The sequence below is a fragment of the Streptomyces sp. NPDC127106 genome, assembly GCF_042677605.1.
GTDB lineage: Bacteria > Actinomycetota > Actinomycetes > Streptomycetales > Streptomycetaceae > Streptomyces.
On record NZ_JBHXTC010000071.1, the window covers coordinates 17,650 to 36,261 of the forward strand.

Annotated in this window: 9 protein-coding genes; 5 read left to right on the top strand and 4 right to left on the bottom strand. The window is 71.5% G+C overall.

Annotated elements, in window-relative coordinates:
- Nucleotides 1-71: 71 nt before the first annotated feature.
- Together treS and ACFVGY_RS34000 are read right to left on the bottom strand one after the other, a co-directional pair.
- Nucleotides 72-1,766: a maltose alpha-D-glucosyltransferase gene (gene treS / locus ACFVGY_RS33995; protein ID WP_385685191.1), complete on the bottom strand. Its 1,695-nt coding sequence runs from the start codon at nucleotides 1,764-1,766 to the stop codon at nucleotides 72-74.
- Nucleotides 1,763-3,757 carry a maltotransferase domain-containing protein gene (locus ACFVGY_RS34000; RefSeq protein WP_385685194.1) on the bottom strand — a complete coding sequence of 665 codons (1,995 nt, stop codon included), beginning with the start codon at nucleotides 3,755-3,757 and terminating at the stop codon, nucleotides 1,763-1,765. The genes treS and ACFVGY_RS34000 overlap by 4 nt, the downstream gene beginning before the upstream one ends.
- Before the next feature lie 1,247 nt (nucleotides 3,758-5,004).
- Between ACFVGY_RS34000 and glgP the strand changes: the two genes are divergently transcribed.
- Together glgP and ACFVGY_RS34010 are read left to right on the top strand one after the other, a co-directional pair.
- Nucleotides 5,005-7,659 carry an alpha-glucan family phosphorylase gene (gene glgP / locus ACFVGY_RS34005; protein ID WP_385685196.1) on the top strand — a complete coding sequence of 885 codons (2,655 nt, stop codon included), beginning with the start codon at nucleotides 5,005-5,007 and terminating at the stop codon, nucleotides 7,657-7,659.
- Nucleotides 7,660-8,015: 356 nt separating this feature from the next.
- Nucleotides 8,016-8,864, top strand: coding sequence for a hypothetical protein (locus tag ACFVGY_RS34010; RefSeq protein ID WP_385685199.1), 849 nt, complete (start codon nucleotides 8,016-8,018; stop codon nucleotides 8,862-8,864).
- 118 nt (nucleotides 8,865-8,982) lie between these two features.
- Here ACFVGY_RS34010 and ACFVGY_RS34015 read toward each other — a convergent pair whose 3' ends face one another.
- Entirely contained in the window at nucleotides 8,983-11,250 is a 2,268-nt protein-coding gene (locus ACFVGY_RS34015; protein ID WP_385685202.1) for a M4 family metallopeptidase, read from the bottom strand.
- A gap of 380 nt (nucleotides 11,251-11,630) precedes the next feature.
- Here ACFVGY_RS34015 and ACFVGY_RS34020 point away from each other — a divergent pair, with 380 nt between their 5' ends.
- The gene (locus tag ACFVGY_RS34020; RefSeq protein WP_385685205.1) at nucleotides 11,631-13,109 is read left to right on the top strand and encodes a sugar transferase; all 1,479 of its coding nucleotides are present in this window, start codon (nucleotides 11,631-11,633) and stop codon (nucleotides 13,107-13,109) included.
- A 21-nt stretch (nucleotides 13,110-13,130) separates the two neighbouring features.
- On the opposite strand, the gene ACFVGY_RS34025 is transcribed toward ACFVGY_RS34020, so the two are convergent.
- Nucleotides 13,131-14,099, bottom strand: coding sequence for a GDP-L-fucose synthase family protein (locus ACFVGY_RS34025; RefSeq protein WP_385685208.1), 969 nt, complete (start codon nucleotides 14,097-14,099; stop codon nucleotides 13,131-13,133).
- Between the two features lie 225 nt (nucleotides 14,100-14,324).
- Between ACFVGY_RS34025 and gmd the strand changes: the two genes are divergently transcribed.
- Both gmd and ACFVGY_RS34035 read left to right on the top strand, forming a co-directional pair.
- Nucleotides 14,325-15,338, top strand: a complete 1,014-nt coding sequence (gene gmd, locus ACFVGY_RS34030; protein ID WP_385685211.1) for a GDP-mannose 4,6-dehydratase — start codon at nucleotides 14,325-14,327, stop codon at nucleotides 15,336-15,338.
- A 240-nt stretch (nucleotides 15,339-15,578) separates the two neighbouring features.
- Nucleotides 15,579-18,356: a LamG-like jellyroll fold domain-containing protein gene (locus tag ACFVGY_RS34035; RefSeq protein WP_385685213.1), complete on the top strand. Its 2,778-nt coding sequence runs from the start codon at nucleotides 15,579-15,581 to the stop codon at nucleotides 18,354-18,356.
- Nucleotides 18,357-18,612 lie beyond the last annotated feature (256 nt).

An 18,612-nucleotide genomic window follows, 5' to 3' on the forward strand; every position in this document is an offset into this window, starting at 1 on the left:
CCCGTGGCGCTCCGGCCCGGCCTCCCCGGGTGCGGGGAGGCCGGGCAGGCCGGACCTGCCGGGAAGCGGTCCTACTCGCGCCGCAGGCGGAACCAGTAGAAGCCGTGCCCGGCGAGGGTGAGCAGGTAGGGCCACTCGCCGATCGGCGGGAAGCGCACGTCACCGGTGAGTTCCACCGGCACGCGCCCGTTGAACGACCGCAGGTCGAGCTCGGTGGGCTGGGCGAAGCGCGAGAAGTTGTGCACGCACAGCACCAGGTCGTCGCCGTACTCGCGGAGGAAGGCGAGCACCGCCGGGTTGGTGGACGGCAGTTCGGTGTACGAGCCGAGGCCGAAGGCCGGGTTGGCCTTGCGGACCTCGATGAGCCGGCGCGTCCAGTGCAGCAGCGAGGAGGGCGAGGACATCGCGGCCTCGACGTTGGTGACCCGGTACCCGTAGACCGGGTCCATGATGACCGGCAGGTTCAGCCGGCCCGGATCGCAGGAGGAGAACCCGGCGTTGCGGTCCGGGGTCCACTGCATGGGCGTGCGCACGCCGTCGCGGTCGCCCAGCCAGATGTTGTCGCCCATCCCGATCTCGTCGCCGTAGTAGAGGACGGGCGAGCCGGGCAGGGACAGCAGGAGCGCGGTGAACAGCTCCATCTGGTTGCGGTCGTTGTCGAGGAGCGGGGCGAGCCGGCGCCGGATGCCGATGTTGGCCCGCATCCGCGGGTCCTTGGCGTACTCGGCGTACATGTAGTCGCGCTCTTCGTCCGTGACCATTTCGAGGGTGAGCTCGTCGTGGTTGCGCAGGAAGATGCCCCACTGGCAGCGCTCGGGGATCGGCGGGGTCTTGGCGAGGATCTCGGAGACCGGGTAGCGGGATTCTCTTCGCACCGCCATGAAGATGCGCGGCATGACCGGGAAGTGGAACGCCATGTGGCATTCGTCCCCGCCGGCTGCGTAGTCCCCGAAGTAGTCGACGACGTCCTCGGGCCACTGGTTGGCCTCGGCGAGCAGCACCCGGTCCGGGTAGTGGGCGTCGATCTCCGTCCGGACCCGCTTGAGGAACCGGTGGGTGGCCGGGAGGTTCTCGCAGTTGGTGCCGTCCTCGGCGAACAGGTACGGCACGGCGTCGAGGCGGAAGCCGTCGATGCCGAGGTCCAGCCAGAACCGCAGCGCCGACATGATCTCCTCCTGCACCGCCGGGTTCTCGTAGTTGAGGTCCGGCTGGTGCGAGAAGAAGCGGTGCCAGTAGTACTGCTTGCGGACGGGGTCGTACGTCCAGTTCGAGGTTTCGGTGTCGACGAAGATGATGCGGGCGTCCTGGTACTGCTTGTCGTTGTCGGCCCACATGTAGTAGTCGCCGTACGGCCCCTCCGGGTCCTTGCGGGACTGCTGGAACCACTCGTGCTGGTCGCTCGTGTGGTTCATGACGAAGTCGATGATCACCCGCATGCCGCGCTGGTGCGCGTTGTCCACGAACTCCACGAAGTCGGCGAGGTCGCCGAACTCGGGCAGGACGGACGTGTAGTCGGAGACGTCGTAGCCGCCGTCACGCAGCGGCGAGGCGAAGAACGGCGGCAGCCACAGGCAGTCCACGCCGAGCCACTGGAGGTAGTCCAGCTTGGCGGTGAGCCCCTTCAGGTCGCCCACTCCGTCGCCGTTGCTGTCGTGGAAGGAGCGTACGAGGACCTCGTAGAAGACCGCCCGCTTGAACCAGTCGGGGTCGCGGTCCTGGGCGGGGGTGTCCTCGAAGGTGTCGGGGACGGGATCGTTGATCATCATGTGGTGGGTGACCCTCCGGTGGGCGGGGACGGTCGCAGAGCGGTGAGAACGTGCGCGGGCGTGCGACCCGGCTCTAGGCGCACGTAGTTCGCCCTGCCCCAGTGATAGGTCTCGCCGGTGAGCTCGTCGCGCACCGCGAGGGACCCGTGCCAGTCGAGGCCGAGTACCGGCATGTCCAACGAGACCGTCGCCTCCTGGGTGTGGTGCGGATCGAGGTTGACGACCACCAGTACGGAATTGGCGCCCGCACGCTTCGAATAGGCGATCACCTGGTCGTTGTCGGTCGAGTGGAAGTGGATGTCGCGCAGCTGCTGCAGTGCGGGGTTGCGGCGGCGCAGCCGGTTGAGCGTGGTGATCAGCGGGGCGATGGAGCGGCCCTCGCGCTCGGCGGCGGCCCAGTCGCGCGGGCGCAGCTCGTACTTCTCCGAGTGCAGGTACTCCTCGCTGCCCTCCCGGACCGGGGTGTTCTCGCACAGCTCGTACCCGGCGTAGACGCCCCAGGTGGGGGAGAGGGTGGCGGCGAGCACGGCACGCACCTCGAAGGCGGGACGGCCGCCCTGCTGCAGGTAGGCGTGGAGGATGTCCGGGGTGTTCACGAAGAAGTTCGGCCGCATGACGGAGGCGGACCGGGTGCCGGACAGCTCGGTGAGGTACTCGGTGAGCTCCGCCTTGGTGTTGCGCCAGGTGAAGTACGTGTACGACTGCTGGAAGCCGATGGCGGCGAGGGTGCGCATCATCGCGGGACGGGTGAAGGCCTCCGCCAGGAAGATCACATCGGGATCGGTCTTGTTGATGTCCGCGATCACCTTCTGCCAGAACACGACCGGCTTGGTGTGCGGATTGTCGACCCGGAAGATGCGGACGCCGTGGTCCATCCAGTGGCGCAGGACCCGTACCGTCTCCTCGACGATGCCGGCCATGTCGGTGTCGAAGTGGATCGGGAAGATGTCCTGGTACTTCTTCGGCGGGTTCTCGGCGTACGCGATCGTCCCGTCGGGGCGGTGGCTGAACCACTCCGGGTGCTTCTCCACCCACGGGTGGTCGGGGGAGCACTGGAGGGCGAAGTCCAGCGCGATCTCCAGGTTCAGCCCGCGGGCCCGCTCGACGAACGCGTCGAAGTCCTCCAGCGTCCCCAGGTCCGGGTGCACGGCGTCGTGGCCGCCCTCCGGGGATCCGATGGCCCACGGCACGCCGGGGTCCCAACTCGCCGCGGACAACGTGTTGTTCGGGCCCTTGCGGAAGGTGGTCCCGATGGGGTGGATGGGCGGCAGGTACACCACGTCGAAGCCCATCGCGGCGATGGCGGGCAGCCGTTCGGCAGCCGTCCGGAACGTGCCGCTCACCGGCTTCGCGCCCGGCTCGACCACGGCCCCCTCGGACCGCGGGAACATCTCGTACCAGGAGCCGAACAGGGCCCGCTTGCGCTCCACCAGCAGCGGTTGGGCCTTCACGGCGGTCACCAGCTCCCGGAACGGACGCCGGGCCAGCGCTGCCTGCGCCCGGGGTTCGCGGGAGGCGGCGTACCGCTCGTCGACGGGGCGGTCCTCGTCGCGCATTGCTGCGGCGGCGGCCAGCACGTGCTCGCGGCCGTCCCGCTTGAGGATCTTGGCGGCGGCCCGCTCGTAGAGCTCGGCACCCTCCAGCAGGGTGAGCCCCGGGTCGATCCCGGCGGGGATCTTCACCGCCGCGCGGGCCCGCCACGTGGCCAGCGGGTCGCTCCACGCCTCCACCGTGTACGTCCACCGGCCCTCGGTGTCGGCGGCCACCCGGGCGCCCCACCGGTCGGTCCCGGGCGCGAGCTCGCGCATCGGCACGGCGGGCCGCACCCGCCCCTTCGGGTCGCGGAGGAGGACCTGCGCGGCGACCGCGTCGTGGCCCTCGCGGAACACGGTGGCGGAGACCTCGAAGACCTCGTCCACCACCGCCTTGGCGGGTCTGGTCCCGCAGTCGGTGGCGGGCAGGACGTCCAGCACGGGAATACGACCGATCATGATGGGATCACCTGGGGGCAGTTCGCAGGGCTCGGTGACAACGGGCCGGCCGGGAGGCCGGCGGGTAGTGCACGCTCTGTTGGCTCTGTTTCTAGCCGCTCGGAGGACGGCTGGGCTGCGGGCATGGCCGCTCCTGTCCGCGTTCACTCGGGTGGCGGGAGAGGGGTGGGCGAGGTGTGCCGTGCAGGTACGCGGGGAGCCCTTCCCACTCTTGCCCGACCCAATCCGCGTGCTCGGTTAACTACTCGTACGTAGTGGCGTCGCACGGACCAAGAAGAGGCCGGGCTTCCGCCGAGGCTCCGTCAAGTCGGTGTGGACTACTGGATGTACCCTCCAACTCCCCTGCCACATTGGTCACTTGAGTACGTCCGGTGAGTGGGCGAACGCACCGAACCGCCCCCAACCGGGCAGGAGTACGACGGCCGGAAAGGCGCACGCAGGCGATGCATTCCCGCCGTTGTGAACAGGCCCCCGCGGACGGCGGCGACACCGCGCCTGACCGGCCGATTCGGGGGGCCGGTGCGCGTTGCCCGAAGTGCCGGCCAGGACTTGGCGAGCGCGCACCGCGGAGCGTCTGCACACGTCCGTCACCCGCTCGTTCAGGAGCACGGCCTCGAACGCCGCCGGCAGCGGGGCCGTTCACCGCGCAGCCGGTCAAGGTGACGCCGGTCCAAGCGATCCCGACCAACCCGATTGAGTACGTCACCCTGTTGACCGCGACGCCGATCACCGGGCCGCCACCGCGGCGCCGCCCCCCCCGGCCGGTGACGCGGGCGGTGACGCGGGCCGCTGACGCGGGCGGCCCCTGCTCGGCCCGACCGACAGAGCGGCAGCGGTACGTGCAGCGGCGCCGACTCCGGTGCCGTCGCCGGCGCCGTCGCCGACGCGCGCGTCCGCCGCCCACCCGGACCCGGCCCACCCCGGACCAGCCCACCCGGACCCGGCCGAGCGGCTCGCCGACCCGCTCCACCGGCAGGCCCGCCCCCGCCTCCGAGCCCGTCGCCCCCCGACCCACCGCCACCGTCGCCGGCCTGCCGTCGCAAGCCGGTCGCGGCGGGCCGCACTCCGCCCGCCGGCGACCCCCGGCCGGCCGCGCGCGGTGGGCGGGGCGCCCGGGGCGTACGGGCGCGCCGCGGAGGCGCCGTGGCAGGTTCCGGCGGGGCGGGGATAGCCTTCCCGGGGTGTTGCGCGGTCGCACAGCGTGGTGCGGCCGCTCCGATCCGCACTTGCCTGCGAAGGTGGAACGCGTGAAGGCAATTCGTCGATTCACCGTACGCCCCGTACTCCCCGAACCGCTGCTGCCGCTCGCCGACCTCGCGCGCAACCTGCGCTGGTCGTGGCACACGGAGACCCGCGAGCTCTTCCAATCCGTCGACCCCGAGGGCTGGCAGGCCGCCGGGGGCGACCCCGTCCGCCTGCTCGGCTCCGCATCCGCCGCCCGCCTGCAAGAACTGGCCGGCGACCGGCGCTTCCTGCGCCGGCTCGCCGTCGCCGCCGCCGACCTCGACGACTACGTCCACGGCGCCAGGTGGTACCAGACCCACGACGGCGGGACCGACCTCCCCGCCGCCATCGCCTACTTCTCGCCCGAGTTCGGGATCACCGCCGCCCTGCCCCAGTACTCGGGCGGCCTCGGCATCCTCGCCGGGGACCACCTCAAGGCCGCCAGTGACCTCGGCGTCCCCCTCATCGGCGTGGGGCTGCTGTACCGGCACGGCTACTTCCGCCAGTCCCTGTCCCGGGACGGCTGGCAGCAGGAGCACTACCCCGTCCTCGATCCCAACGAACTGCCCCTGTCCCTGCTGCGGGACGCCGACGGGGCCCCGGCCCGCGTCACCCTCTGCCTGCCCGGCGGCCGCGCCCTGCACGCGCACATCTGGCAGGCCCGCGTCGGCCGGGTCCCGCTCCTGCTCCTCGACTCGGACGTCGAGGACAACGACTGCGGGGCCCGCGAGGTGACCGACCGGCTCTACGGCGGCGGCAGCGACCACCGGCTGCTCCAGGAGATGCTCCTCGGCATCGGCGGCGTCCGCGCGGTACGGACGTACTGCGCGCTCACCGGGCACCCCTCCCCCGAGGTGTTCCACACGAACGAGGGACACGCCGGCTTCCTCGGCCTCGAACGCATAAGGGAACTCGACGGCGAGCTCGACCTCGGCTTCGACGCCGCCCTGGAGGCGGTCCGCGCCGGAACCGTGTTCACCACCCACACCCCCGTGCCCGCCGGCATCGACCGCTTCGACCGCGCCCTGGTCGCCCGCCACTTCGGCCCCGGCGGCGAGCTGGACGGCGTACCGGTCGAGCGGATCCTCGACCTGGGCGCCGAGTCCTACCCGGGGGGCGACCCCGGGGTGTTCAACATGGCGGTGATGGGGCTGCGCCTGGCCCAGCGCGCCAACGGCGTCTCGACCCTGCACGGGTCCGTCAGTCGCGGCATGTTCGCCGGGCTGTGGCCGGGCTTCGACCCGGCCGACGTACCCATCACCTCCGTGACCAACGGGGTGCACGCCCCGACCTGGGTCGCCCCCGAGGTGGTCCGGCTCGGGGCCCGCCAGATCGGCGCCGGTCGCACCGAGGACGCCCTCTCGGTGGGCGGCTCCCAGCGCTGGGACGCCGTCGCCGACATCGCCGACCAGGACGTCTGGGACCTGCGGCGGGGTCTGCGCGAGCAGCTGGTGCTGGAGGTCCGCGAACGGCTGCGGGCGTCCTGGCGGCAGCGCGGGGCCGCCGACGCCGAACTCGGCTGGGTGGACTCCGTGCTCGACCCGGACGTCCTCACCATCGGCTTCGCCCGGCGCGTCCCCTCGTACAAGCGGCTCACGCTGATGCTGCGCGACCCCGAGCGGCTGCGCCGGCTGCTCCTGCACCCCGACCGGCCGGTGCAGATCGTCGTCGCCGGCAAGGCCCACCCCGCGGACGACGGCGGCAAGCGGCTCGTGCAGGAGCTGGTCCGGTTCTCCGACGACCCGCGCGTACGCCACCGGCTCGTGTTCCTGCCCGACTACGGCATGGGCATGGCACAGAAGCTCTACCCGGGCTGCGACGTCTGGTTGAACAACCCCCTGCGCCCCCTGGAGGCCTGCGGCACCAGCGGGATGAAGGCCGCGCTCAACGGCTGCCTCAACCTGTCCGTGCGGGACGGCTGGTGGGACGAATGGTTCGAACCCGACTTCGGTTGGGCCATCCCGACGGCCGACGGGCTCGGCGCCGACGAGGACCGGCGCGACGACCTGGAGGCGGCCGGCCTCTACGAGCTGATCGAGGAGCGGGTCGCGCCCCGCTTCTACGACCGCGCGGACCGCAGCGGACTGCCGGTGCGGTGGATCGAGATGGTCCGCCGCACCCTCGTCTCCCTGGGCCCCAAGGTCCTTGCCGGGCGCATGGTCCGGGAGTACGTGGAGCGGCTGTACACGCCGGCCGCCCGCGCCCACCGGGCACTGGACGCCGCCGCGGCCCGCGACCTCGCCTGGTGGAAGGGGCGCGTCCGGGCCGCCTGGCCCAAGGTCGCCGTCGAGCACGTGGAGGCGCTCGCCGCGGCTCCCGTGAACGGCACCGCCGAACTGGGGGCCACCCTCACCCTGCGCGTGCTGGTCACGCTGGACGCCCTCGTCCCCGAGGACGTGGAAGTGCAGGCCGTCGCCGGTCGGGTGGACCCGCAGGACGTGATCCGTGACGGGCGGTCCTTCCCCCTCAAGCCGGTCGCCGGGCCGGACCTGGAGGGACGGTGGGTGTACGAGGGCCCGCTCGCCCTCGACCGCACCGGGCCCTACGGCTACACCGTGCGGATCCTCCCCGCGCACCCGATGCTGGCCTCGCCGGCCGAACTGGGGCTGGTCGCCGCCCCCGTGGACACCGACGCGGGCGGTGAGGGCGGCCCGCAGGGCGGCGTACTGCTGCGGTAGCGGGGCCACGGGTGGCCCCCTCGGCAAGGGGCGGGCGGCGCTTCCACCGGCCGCCCGCCCCGCTCCGTTCCGCGGCACGGCTACGGCTACGGGTACGGGGTGCCGGATGAGCGGTGTCGGTCAGGACCGGGGCGACGGGCGGGGGACGAGGGCCCACAGGCGCGGCGGGGCGGTGGACGCAGCGCCCGCCGAGGGCCCCGGCGCCTGCCGGATGGGGGTGGCGGGGCGTGCCGGGCGGGTGAACCTGCCAGCACGCCGCGCATGCCGAACCGTTTCGGCAGTGGGCAACGCTCCTACGCTGCCCGCTGGATGCCACCGGACCGGCATCCAGCCCCCACAGAACGGACTGCGTTCCCATGCGCCTTCGTACCGCTGCCGTAGCGTTCCTCGGAGCCTTCGCCCTCGCCGTGCCGCTGGCCGGGCCGTCGATGGCCGACGACTTCGACGACCGGCCCAACATCGGCAGGCTGGACTACATCGTCGACGGCGAGCGCCGGCAGATCCGCCCGGCCGACAACGACACCTGCTACGAGCTGACCGGCACTTCGCGCCGCGACCCGGCCACTGCCGTGCGCAACGACACCAAGTCGCGGGCCACGATCTTCTCGGAAGACGGCTGCAACGGCCGCCCGGAGCGGACGCTGGAGCCGAAGGACATCGTCTACGACGTCGAGGCCCGCTCGGTGGTCTTCACCCCGGTCCACGTGGACAAGGACGACAAGCGCGACCCGTTCGGCGAGAGCCGCTTCGACGACGACCGCGACCGCTTGGACAGCAGCAGCCGCCCCGAACACGCCGTCATGGGCGGGATGCAGACGGCCTCCGCGCTCCCGAAGAAGGACGGGCCCGAGCCGCAGGACGGGCCGGCCGCGGCGGAGGAGCAGCAGCGTCAGGAGGAGCAGCGGCAGGAGGAGCAGCGGCAGGAGGAGCAGCGCCAGGAGGAGCAGCGCCAGGAGGAGCAGGCCCCGGCGGAGCCGCAGCAGCCCCAGGACGAGCAGCAGCCCCAGGAGGAGCAGAAGCCCCAGGAGCCCCAGGAGCCGCAGGCTCCGCAGGAAGAGCAGGCTCCGCAGGAGGAGCAGCAGGGGATGCCGGGGCAGCAGGAGATGGAGGAGCAGGGTCCGCACGACATGCGGCACGACCGGCGGGAGGAGCACCGCGGGGAGGCGCCGGACACGTTCGACGCCGTCTTCCGCAACATCCCCTGACACCGGGGAGCCGGCCCGCCCGGCCGGCCCCGCAGCATGGAACAGGGCCGTCCGGGAGGGTCTCTCCCGGACGGCCCCGTGCTGTGTCAGCCGTCGTGCCTCACTCTGCCCCGAGAGGTCAGAAGGTCAGCTTCCAGCTGTTGATGTAACCGGTGTCGAGGCTGGCGAGGTCCGCCACGCGGAGCTTCCAGACACCGTTCGCGGCCTCGGAGGAGGCGTTCACGGTGAAGCTCTGGACGATGTTGTCCGCGCTGCCGCCCGAGCGGTTGCGCAGGTTGTACACGCTGCCGTCGGGGGCGACGAGGTCGACGCGGAGGTCACCGACGTAGGTGTGGACGATGTTCACGTCCACCTTGAGGGTGCTCGGCGCGTTGCCCGTGCGGGTCACCGTGATCGGGGACTCGACGGTCGCGTTGTCCGCGATCTGGTAGTCGTTCGTGTTCTCGAAGACGTTCTGCTGGCCGGTGCCGACGGTCCAGGTGAAGGAGGCCGTGCCCGACTTGCTGGCGGAGTCGGTCACCGTCACCGTCACGTTGGACGTGCCCGCGGTGGTCGCCGTACCGGAGATCAGACCGGTCGAGGAGTTGATCGACAGGCCGGCCGGCAGGCCGGTCGCCGCGTAGCTCAGGGCGCCCGGGTTGGTGCTGGTCGCCTGGACCTGGAGGCTGACCGCGGTGTTGATGACGGTGTTCTGGTTCGGGATCTGGGTGACCGTGACGCCGTCGTTGATGCGGGGGCCGACGTTGATGGCCGCCCACGCGTTGGCCGTGTTGTTGTACGTGGCCGAGCCGGCGCCGTAGAGGTCGGCAGCGGCCTGGAGGGTCGCCGTACGGGCGGCCGCGTAGTTGGTGTTCGACTTGAAGTAGCCGACGGTCAGCGCGCGGAACCAGATCTTCGAGGCGGCGTCGCGGCCGATGGGCGTGACCGGGAGGCCGTCGGACGTCGGCGAGTCGTAGCTCACGCCGTTGATGACCTTGGCGCCGGAGCCCTCGGAGGCCAGGTAGTACCAGTGGTTGGCCGGGCCCGAGGAGTAGTGCACGTCGATGCTGCCGAGGCCCGAGTACCAGGCGTCCTTGGACGAGCCGTCCTTGCTCGGCTTGTCCATGTAGCGCAGCGGGGTGCCGTCGCCGTTGATGTCGATCTTCTCGCCGACGAGGTAGTCGCCCACGTCGCTCGGGTTGTTGGCGTAGAACTCGACCGCGGCCGCCATGATGTCCGAGGTGGCCTCGTTGAGGCCGCCGGGCTCACCGCTGTAGGTCATGTTGCCGGTGACCGAGGTCAGGCCGTGGGTCATCTCGTGCGCGGCCACGTCGGTGGAGGTGAGGGGCTTGGCGTTGCCCTCGCCGTCGCCGTACGTCATGCAGAAGCAGGAGTCGCTCCAGAACGCGTTGACGTAGTTGTTGCCGTAGTGGACGCGGCTGTACGGGGCGACGCCGTCGTTGCGCAGGCCGTTGCGGCCGTGGACGTTCTTGTAGTAGTCCCACGTGACCGCGGCGCCGTAGTGCGCGTCGGCACCGGCCGTCTCCATGTTGGAGGGCTGGCCGTTGCCCCAGACGTCGTCCGGTCCGGAGAAGAGGGTGCCGGTGCCGGAGGTGCCCCGGTTGAGGTTGTACGTCTTGTGGCTGCCGCGGACCGCGTCGGTCAGCGTGTAGTTGCTGCCCGACTGCGAGGTGCCGAGGTTGACCTGGCCGCTGTACATGGTGTTGCCGGTGCCGGTCTCGACGGCCTGCCACTCGGTGATCTTCGCGCCGGTCTTGGCGTTGGTGACCACGTGCAGTTCGTTGGGGGTGCCGTCGTGCTGGAGGCCGCCGATGACGGTCTCGTAGGCGAGGACGGGCGCGCCCTCGGCGGCCCAGATCACCTTGCGGGCGTTCTTGGAGGGCTTGGCCTCCTGGGAGCCGGCGTCCTTCGCCGCGGAGAGGGCCTGGCCCTCGGCGGCCGCCGGGGTGACCGCGGCGTCGGTGTCGGCGACCTTGATCTCGTGCTGGGTGGCCTTGGTGACGCTCTTGGTGACACCGCCCTTGGCGTGGACCGTCAGGTCGCCGCCGAGCACGGGGAGTCCGGCGTAGGTGCGCTCGTACGTGGTGTGCGTGGTGCCGTCGGCGTCCTTGACGACGTCGCGGACGATCAGCTTCTCCTGCCCGCCGAGGCCGAGCGCCTTCGCCGCCTGGACGGTGGTCGAGTTGGCGTCGGCGATGAGCGTCGCACGCTCGGAGGGGCTGAGCTGGAGCGGGGCGGCCCCCGGGTGGGACTTCGCGGAGGTGCTGCCCTGGGAGGCGGTGGCCTCGGCGGACGCGGTGCCGGCCTGGATGCCGACGGCGAGCAGCGCGGCAGCGGCGACGAGTGCGCCGGCCGCGGTGACACGCCTGTGGGGGGTGGGACTCAACGCGACTCCTTCTGCAAGGGGGGTCCGGGCGGCTGGGTGGGCCGCCGGGCAGAGCAGGGCGGTGCGATGAACGGATCGAAGAGTGCCACCTGGCCGCTGTAATGTCAGGGCCGCGTCAAAATGTTGGCCGGAAACGGTTCGTTGACCGAGGAGACGTATCCGGTATCCGGACCATTCACCTTCTCGTGCGGCCGTAACGCGCCAGAAATCTGGAACAACTGATACCGCTTGCTAACGCTTGCGCAACAAGAGTCCCTGTTCCGGGGTTCGGCACTTGTCCTAAGAGTGTTTGTCGTACTGTTTCCCGGTGCGCCTGATGTCCGTGGCCTGGGGAAGCCGCGGACACGCGCGAGTGTCATGACCACGTGCCAGGGGGGCCCATGAGGCATGTCCATTTTCCTGCGCAAAGAGTGGCCGGAGCGGCGGCGGAGCTTGACGCTGCGCCAGTGAGGCGGATCGGCGACAAAGCGCGCTGGTACCTGCCCGCCGCAGTCTCTGCCGACCTTCTCGGCGCAGCCGTACCCGTGGGCCTCGTCTTCGACGCAGCTCAGCAGGCCCGCCCGGGGTACTGCGCCGTTGGGGCCGCTCTTGCGTGGACCGGAGTGCAGGCTGTGCGCCGCCGGTACGCGGCCCGCGCGCTCGGCGAGTCCCGCGGTGTCCTGCCGGTCGTCCACGACTGGCTGATTCTCATCGGTGTCCTGGCCGTCGCCCGGGTGGTGACCGGGGAGAGCACGCCGCGACTCGCCGCGCTCGGAGCCCTGCTGCCGGCCCTCCTCATCACCGTGGCCTGCCACAAGTTGACCTACCGTCACCTCTCGGCGGCCCGCCGCGAGGCACAGGCCGTCAGCAGGGTGCTCGTGATAGGGGAGCCGGCCGCGGCGGACTCCGTCATCTCGCACCTCGCCGCGCGCACCGACCACCCCTACGTCGTCGTCGGCGTGGTCCCGGTCGGCAACGGCCCGGTCGACAGCGGCGTTCCCGTCGCGGGCCGGCTCGACGCTCGGGCGTCCGAGGTCCCGACCGCCGACGCCTCCGCCGTCCTCGGCGCCGTCCGCAGCCACCACGCGGACCTCGTACTCGTCGCCCCCGGGGCGCGGATCGCGGGGGAGCGGCTGCGCCGCATCGCGTGGGCCCTGCACGACGCCGGGCTGGAACTGGCCGTCTTCCCGGGCCTGGTGGAGGTCTCCGTGAAGCGCCTGGAGACCCTGTCCGCGGGCGGACTCGCCGTGCTGCGCGTCGCACCGCCCGTCAGCCGGGGAGTCCAGCCCGTGCTCAAGTCCGTCCTGGACCGGGCCGGGGCCGCCTTCGGGCTGCTGCTGCTCTCCCCGCTCTTCCTCACCATCGTCCTGGCCATCCGCCTCGGCTCCCGGGGCCCGGCGTTCTACCGCCAGCAGCGCATCGGCCGCGACGGCGCCCCGTTCACCATGTGGAAGTTCCGCACCATGGTCGTGGACGCCGACCGGCTCAAGGCCGAGCTGGCCGGAGCCAACGAGAACGACGGCCTGATGTTCAAGATCCGGCGCGACCCCCGGGTGACCCGCGTGGGCCGGCTGCTGCGCCGCACCTCGTTGGACGAACTGCCCCAGCTGCTCAACGTGCTGACCGGGCAGATGTCGCTGGTCGGGCCGCGCCCGCCGCTGCCGGAGGAGGTGGCCCGCTACGACGAGGTCGAGCTGCGCCGGCTGACCGTGCGGCCGGGCATGACCGGGCTGTGGCAGATCAGCGGCCGGTCCGACCTCTCCTGGGACGAGACGATCCAGCTCGACCTCCAGTACGTCGACAACTGGTCCTTCACCAGTGACGTCGACGTGATGGGCCGTACGCTCCGCGCCGTCGTCGACGGCCGCGGAGCGTACTGAGGAGCCGCCGCACCCGTGTGCTCAGCTCTGCGTACTGCCCTTGGCCCCGCTCTGCTCCAGCCACCACCGGTAGGTGGCGGCGATGCCGTCCCGCAGTTCGATCTCCGGCTTCCAGCCCAGCGAGGTCAGGCGGCTGACGTCCAGGAGCTTGCGCGGGGTCCCGTCCGGCTTGGAGGTGTCCCACGCCAGCCGGCCCGTGAAGCCGGTCACGTCGGCGACCGTCTCGGCCAGCGCCTTGATGGTCAGGTCCGCACCGCAGCCGATGTTGACCGGCTCGTCTCCGTCGTAACGCTCCAACAGCAGCGCACAGGCGGCCGCCAGATCGTCCACGTGCAGGAACTCGCGGCGCGGGGTGCCGCTGCCCCACAGGGTGACCTCCTCGCGCCCCTCGGCGGCGGCCTCGTGGAAGCGCCGGATGAGGGCGGGCAGGACGTGCGAGGACTCCAGGTCGAAGTTGTCGCCCGGGCCGTAGAGGTTCGTGGGCATCGCCGAGACGTACGAGGCCCCGTACTGCTTGCGGTACGACTGGACCTGGACGATGCCCGCGATCTTCGCGAGGGCGTACGCCTCGTTGGTCGGCTCCAGCGGGCCGGTCAGCAGCGCGTCCTCCGTGATGGGCTGCGGGGCCAGCTTGGGGTAGATGCAGGACGAGCCGAGGAACAGCAGTCGACCGACGCCGGCGGCGTGCGCCCCGCCGATGACGCCGAGCTGGATCCTGAGGTTGTCCTCCAGGAACTGCACCGGGTACGTGCTGTTGGCCATGATGCCGCCGACCTTGGCGGCGGCGAGCACGACCGCGTCGGGTCGGACGTCCTTCAGGTACGCCTCGGTCGCGGCGGCGTCGCGCAGGTCGAGGTCGGCACGGCCCCGGGTGAGCACCTCGTGCCCGTCGGCGGTCAGGCGGCGGGCGACCGCGGAGCCCACGAGGCCGCGGTGACCCGCGACGAAGACACGGGCGTTCGGGGGCAGGAGCGGCAGCGAACTTGTCATACCGCCGATGATGCCAGTCCGCTCTCCGCGGGGTGCGGGGGCGGTCCGGACCGCCGCTCGGCGCCGTCGACGGCCCGTGTACGGTACGCATCCAACCCTTGGTGCAGGGCCGTCGGGCCGGCACCCGGCCGGGAGCCGCCGCAGCCGGCGGCGCCGGCGCAGCCGCAGGCCCCCGAGTCGCAGCCTCACCACATACAGACCGAAACGATCCCCAGGGGGACCCACATGGGCAAGACCGCACTGATCACCGGTGTCACCGGGCAGGACGGCTCCTACCTCTCCGAGCTTCTGCTTTCCAAGGGCTACACGGTGCACGGGCTCGTGCGGCGGTCCTCCAGCTTCAACACCGAGCGGATCGACCACATCTACCAGGACCCGCACACCGCCAACCGGTCCTTCTTCCTGCACCACGCCGACCTCTCCGACGGCGTCGCGCTCGTGAACCTGCTCCGGGAGATCAAGCCCGACGAGGTCTACAACCTCGGCGCCCAGTCGCACGTGCGCGTCTCCTTCGACGCCCCCCTCTACACCGGCGACGTGACCGGACTCGGCGCGCTGCGGCTGCTGGAGGCGATCCGGGCGAGCGGCGTCGACACCCGCATATACCAGGCCTCGTCCTCGGAGATGTTCGGCTCCACCCCGCCGCCGCAGAACGAGGACACCCCGTTCCACCCGCGCAGCCCGTACGGCGCCGCCAAGGTGTTCGCGTACTGGACGACGGTGAACTACCGCGAGGCGTACGACATGTTCGCGGTCAACGGGATCCTGTTCAACCACGAGTCCCCGCGCCGCGGCGAGACCTTCGTGACCCGCAAGATCACCCGCGCGGTCGCGCGCATCAAGGCCGGTCTGCAGGAGCACCTGTACCTCGGCAACCTCGACGCCGTCCGCGACTGGGGCTACGCCCCCGAGTACGTGGAGGCCATGTGGCGGATGCTCCAGCAGGACGAGCCCACGGACTACGTCGTCGCCACCGGCGTCCCGGCCACCGTGCGCCAGTTCCTGGAGGCCTCCTTCGCCCACGCGGGCCTCGACTGGAACGAGCACGTGCGCTACGACGCCAAGTACGAGCGCCCCAGCGAGGTCGACGCCCTCATCGGGGACGCCTCCAAGGCGCAGGAGCTGCTTGGCTGGAAGCCGACGGTCCTGGTGGACGAGCTGGCGCACATCATGGTCGACGCGGACATCCGTCAGGTCGAGGACCAACTGGCGGGAGCCACGGTCCGGATCGACCGCTGAGGCCTTATATTTCCCCTACGATTTGCCGTGTCCCGGCCGTTGGCGCAGTTCCTGCGGCGCTGGCCGGGGCCATTCTTCCGTATGTCCGCACTGCGCCCTCGCCGCTGAACCCTGCGTTCCGATTTGGTATGCATACGGTCAAGTGAGGTGACCAGGCCCTCGTGTGAGTCCTAGTCTGCGTCCGTACATACGGCTGTTCGGATAATTTCAGCCATAACGGGCGATTGCCCTGGGGGGCTCATGCGTAGATCCAGAGGGCTGACTGCTGCCCTCGTCCTGTCACTGGCCGGTGCCGGAACCGGGATAGGCCTGGTGCTGATGCCCCAGGCGTCCGCCATCACGCCGCCGGTGGCGTTCACCGCCGACAGCCTGCCCACCTGGCAGCCGAACGGCATCGTCTTTGCGATGGCCCAGGCGAACGGCACCGTCTTCGCCGGCGGCACCTTCTCCGCGGTCCGCCCGCCGGCAGGCGCCTCCGGCGCCGAGCAGGAGGCGGTCAACTTCGCCGCCCTCGACGCCGCGACGGGCAATCCCACCTCCTGCAAGCTGGCGTTCACCGTCAGCGAGGGCACGGCGACCGTGCGGGCCCTGGCCGTCTCCAAGGACAACAAGACCCTCTACGCAGGCGGCTACTTCGGCGCCGTCAACGGCACCCCGGTCTCCAGCCTCGCCGCGATCGACATCGAGAGCTGCACCCCCAAGGCCTCCTTCCACCCCGGCTTCCCCGCCACCGTGCGGGCCCTCGCCGTCTCCGACGACACCCTGTACGCGGCCGGCGACTTCAACACCGTCGAGGGCGAGACCCGCGAGCGGTTCGCCGCGGTCGACGCCACCTCCGGTGCGGTCAAGCCCTTCACCGCGAACGCCGACGAGCCGGGCCGCGCCGTCGCGCTCACCCCGGACGGCAAGCACGTGCTGCTCGGCGGCGACTTCTTCGCGGTGAACGGCTCCAACACGCACGCCCTGGCCGTGGTGGACGCCACCACCGGCAAGGTCGCCAAGACCTACGGCAACATCCCGTCGAACTCGGTCGTCAAGTCGATCGCCACCGACGACAAGGGCTTCTACACCGGCAACGAGGGCTCCGGCGGCGGCGTCTTCGACGGCCGCATCGGCCTGCGCCTGGACGACTTCAGCGAGAAGTGGCGCGACCGCTGCCTCGGCGCCACCCAGTGGGTCCTGCCGTACGACGGCGTGCTCTACAGCTCCTCGCACGCGCACGACTGCTCCACCGAGCTGGAGTACCCCGACGGCAGGCGCCGCCACCTGCTGGCCCAGCCGACGGACCACACCGGCACCGCCCCCGCCCCCGTGGACGGCTTCGTCCGCGGCCCGCGCAAGCTCGGCTGGTTCCCCGACACCAACGACGGCCTCGGCGAGGGCATCGGCCCGCGCGTCATGGCCGTCGCGGAGAAGGGCGACACGAAGTACATGTGGGTCGGCGGTGAGTTCACCACCGTCAACGGCGCCGAGCAGCAGGCCCTGACCCGCTTCGCGTCCACCGGTGACCGCGGCGCCCCGACCACCCCGGTCGCCAGCGCCGACAGCGTCAAGCCCGGCGAGGCCCAGGTCCGCTGGCGGACCAGCTACGACGCGGACGACAGCAAGCTGACGTACCGCATCTACCGCAACGGCTCCAGCACCCCGGTCCACACCATGACCGCCGAGTCCCTGGAGTTCGAGCGGCCCCAGGCCTCCTGGACCGACACCACGGTCAAGGCCGGCCAGTCCTACACCTACCGGGTCACCGCCACCGACGCCGCCGGCAACACCAGCGCCCTGTCGGCCACCGCCCCCGTGACCGTCCCGAACGCGCAGCAGGCCTACCCGGCCCAGGTCCGCGCCGACGGCGCCCAGCTGTACTGGCGCTACGACGACACCGTCAGCCCCTACGTGGCCGACTCCTCGAACGGCGGCAACACCAGCGGCGTCCAGGTCAACGCCCCGGCCCTGCGCCAGACCCCCGGCGCGATCAGCGGCGCCAGCACGGCGATGGGCTTCAACGGCACCAGCCAGAAGGTCCACAGCGACCACCGCCAGACCGTCTCGAACACCTACACCATCGAGACCTGGTTCAAGACGAACACCACGCGCGGCGGCAAGCTCGTCGGCTTCGGCAACAACACCACGCGCAGCAGCGGTTCGCACGACAAGCACATCTACATGACCAACGCCGGCCGTCTGGCGTTCGGCGTGTACAGCGGCTCGGCGAAGACCATCACCACCGGCCTGTTCGACACGTACAACGACAACAAGTGGCACCACGTGGTCGCCACCCAGGGCCCGTCCGGCATGGTGCTGTACGTCGACGGCCAGAACAAGGGCACCCTGAACGTCACGGACTCCGCCTCGTACGCGGGCTACTGGCACGTCGGCGGCGACAACCTGTCCGGCTGGCCGAACCGCCCCACCAGCAACTTCTTCGCCGGCCAGCTCGACGAGACGGCCGTCTACCCGAAGGTGCTGACGGAGGCCCAGGTCAAGAACCACTTCGACCTGGCGAAGGCCCCCTCCGACACGGTCTCCAAGGTCACCGCGACCGAGGACACCTACGTCAACCAGGGCGCCCCGAGCGCCGCCAACGGCGCCGCCACCTCGCTCGCCGTCCGCGGCAACCCGCTGTACCAGACCTACCTGCGCTTCAACGTGCCGGCCGCGCCGGCCGGGCAGGTCCTGAAGTCCGCCGTCCTGCAGGTCAAGACCTCGACGCAAAGCGGAGCCGGCACCGTCGACGCCGTCTCCGTGGTCCCGGTCACCGGCACCTGGAGCGGCGACACCACCTCGTACACCACCAAGCCCGCCCTCGGCGGCACCCCGCTGGGCTCCTTCGCCGCCATCCCGGACGGCTCGGCCCTGCACAGCGCCCAGCTGGACACCGCCGCCGTCACCGCGGCGCTCGGCACCGGCTACAGCGTGGCCCTGACCAGCACGGGCACCGACCCGCTGTGGCTGTGGTCCAAGGAGTCGACCGCCGCGGACGCCGCTCCGCAGCTGATCCTCACCTTCGGCGCGAAGTAACGACACGAGAGAGCGCGGGGGGCGGGCCGCCCCGCCCCCCGGCCCCCCCCCCCCCCCCCCCCCCCCGCCCACACCCAAGAACAGAGACCCGCAGCAGGTTCGAACCGCCCCCGCCCCCACCCCCGCCCCCCCCCCCCCGCCGCGCCCCCCCCCCCGCGCGCGCGCGGCGGGGGGGGGGGCGGGGGGGGGGGGCGCGCCCCCCGCCCCCCCCCCCACCCCGCCCCGCAGGGCGCGGGCGCCGAGCACGGCATGGGGG

Bases quoted from the DNA above. Each gene is read 5' to 3' on its own strand.
- ACFVGY_RS34035 (WP_385685213.1), top strand. From the start codon at position 15,579: ATGCGTAGATCCAGAGGGCTGACTGCTGCCCTCGTCCTGTCACTGGCC.
- ACFVGY_RS34010 (WP_385685199.1), top strand. From the start codon at position 8,016: ATGCGCCTTCGTACCGCTGCCGTAGCGTTCCTCGGAGCCTTCGCCCTC.
- gmd (WP_385685211.1), top strand. From the start codon at position 14,325: ATGGGCAAGACCGCACTGATCACCGGTGTCACCGGGCAGGACGGCTCC.
- ACFVGY_RS34000 (WP_385685194.1), bottom strand. From the start codon at position 3,757: ATGATCGGTCGTATTCCCGTGCTGGACGTCCTGCCCGCCACCGACTGC.
- ACFVGY_RS34020 (WP_385685205.1), top strand. From the start codon at position 11,631: ATGAGGCATGTCCATTTTCCTGCGCAAAGAGTGGCCGGAGCGGCGGCG.
- ACFVGY_RS34025 (WP_385685208.1), bottom strand. From the start codon at position 14,099: ATGACAAGTTCGCTGCCGCTCCTGCCCCCGAACGCCCGTGTCTTCGTC.
- treS (WP_385685191.1), bottom strand. From the start codon at position 1,766: ATGATGATCAACGATCCCGTCCCCGACACCTTCGAGGACACCCCCGCC.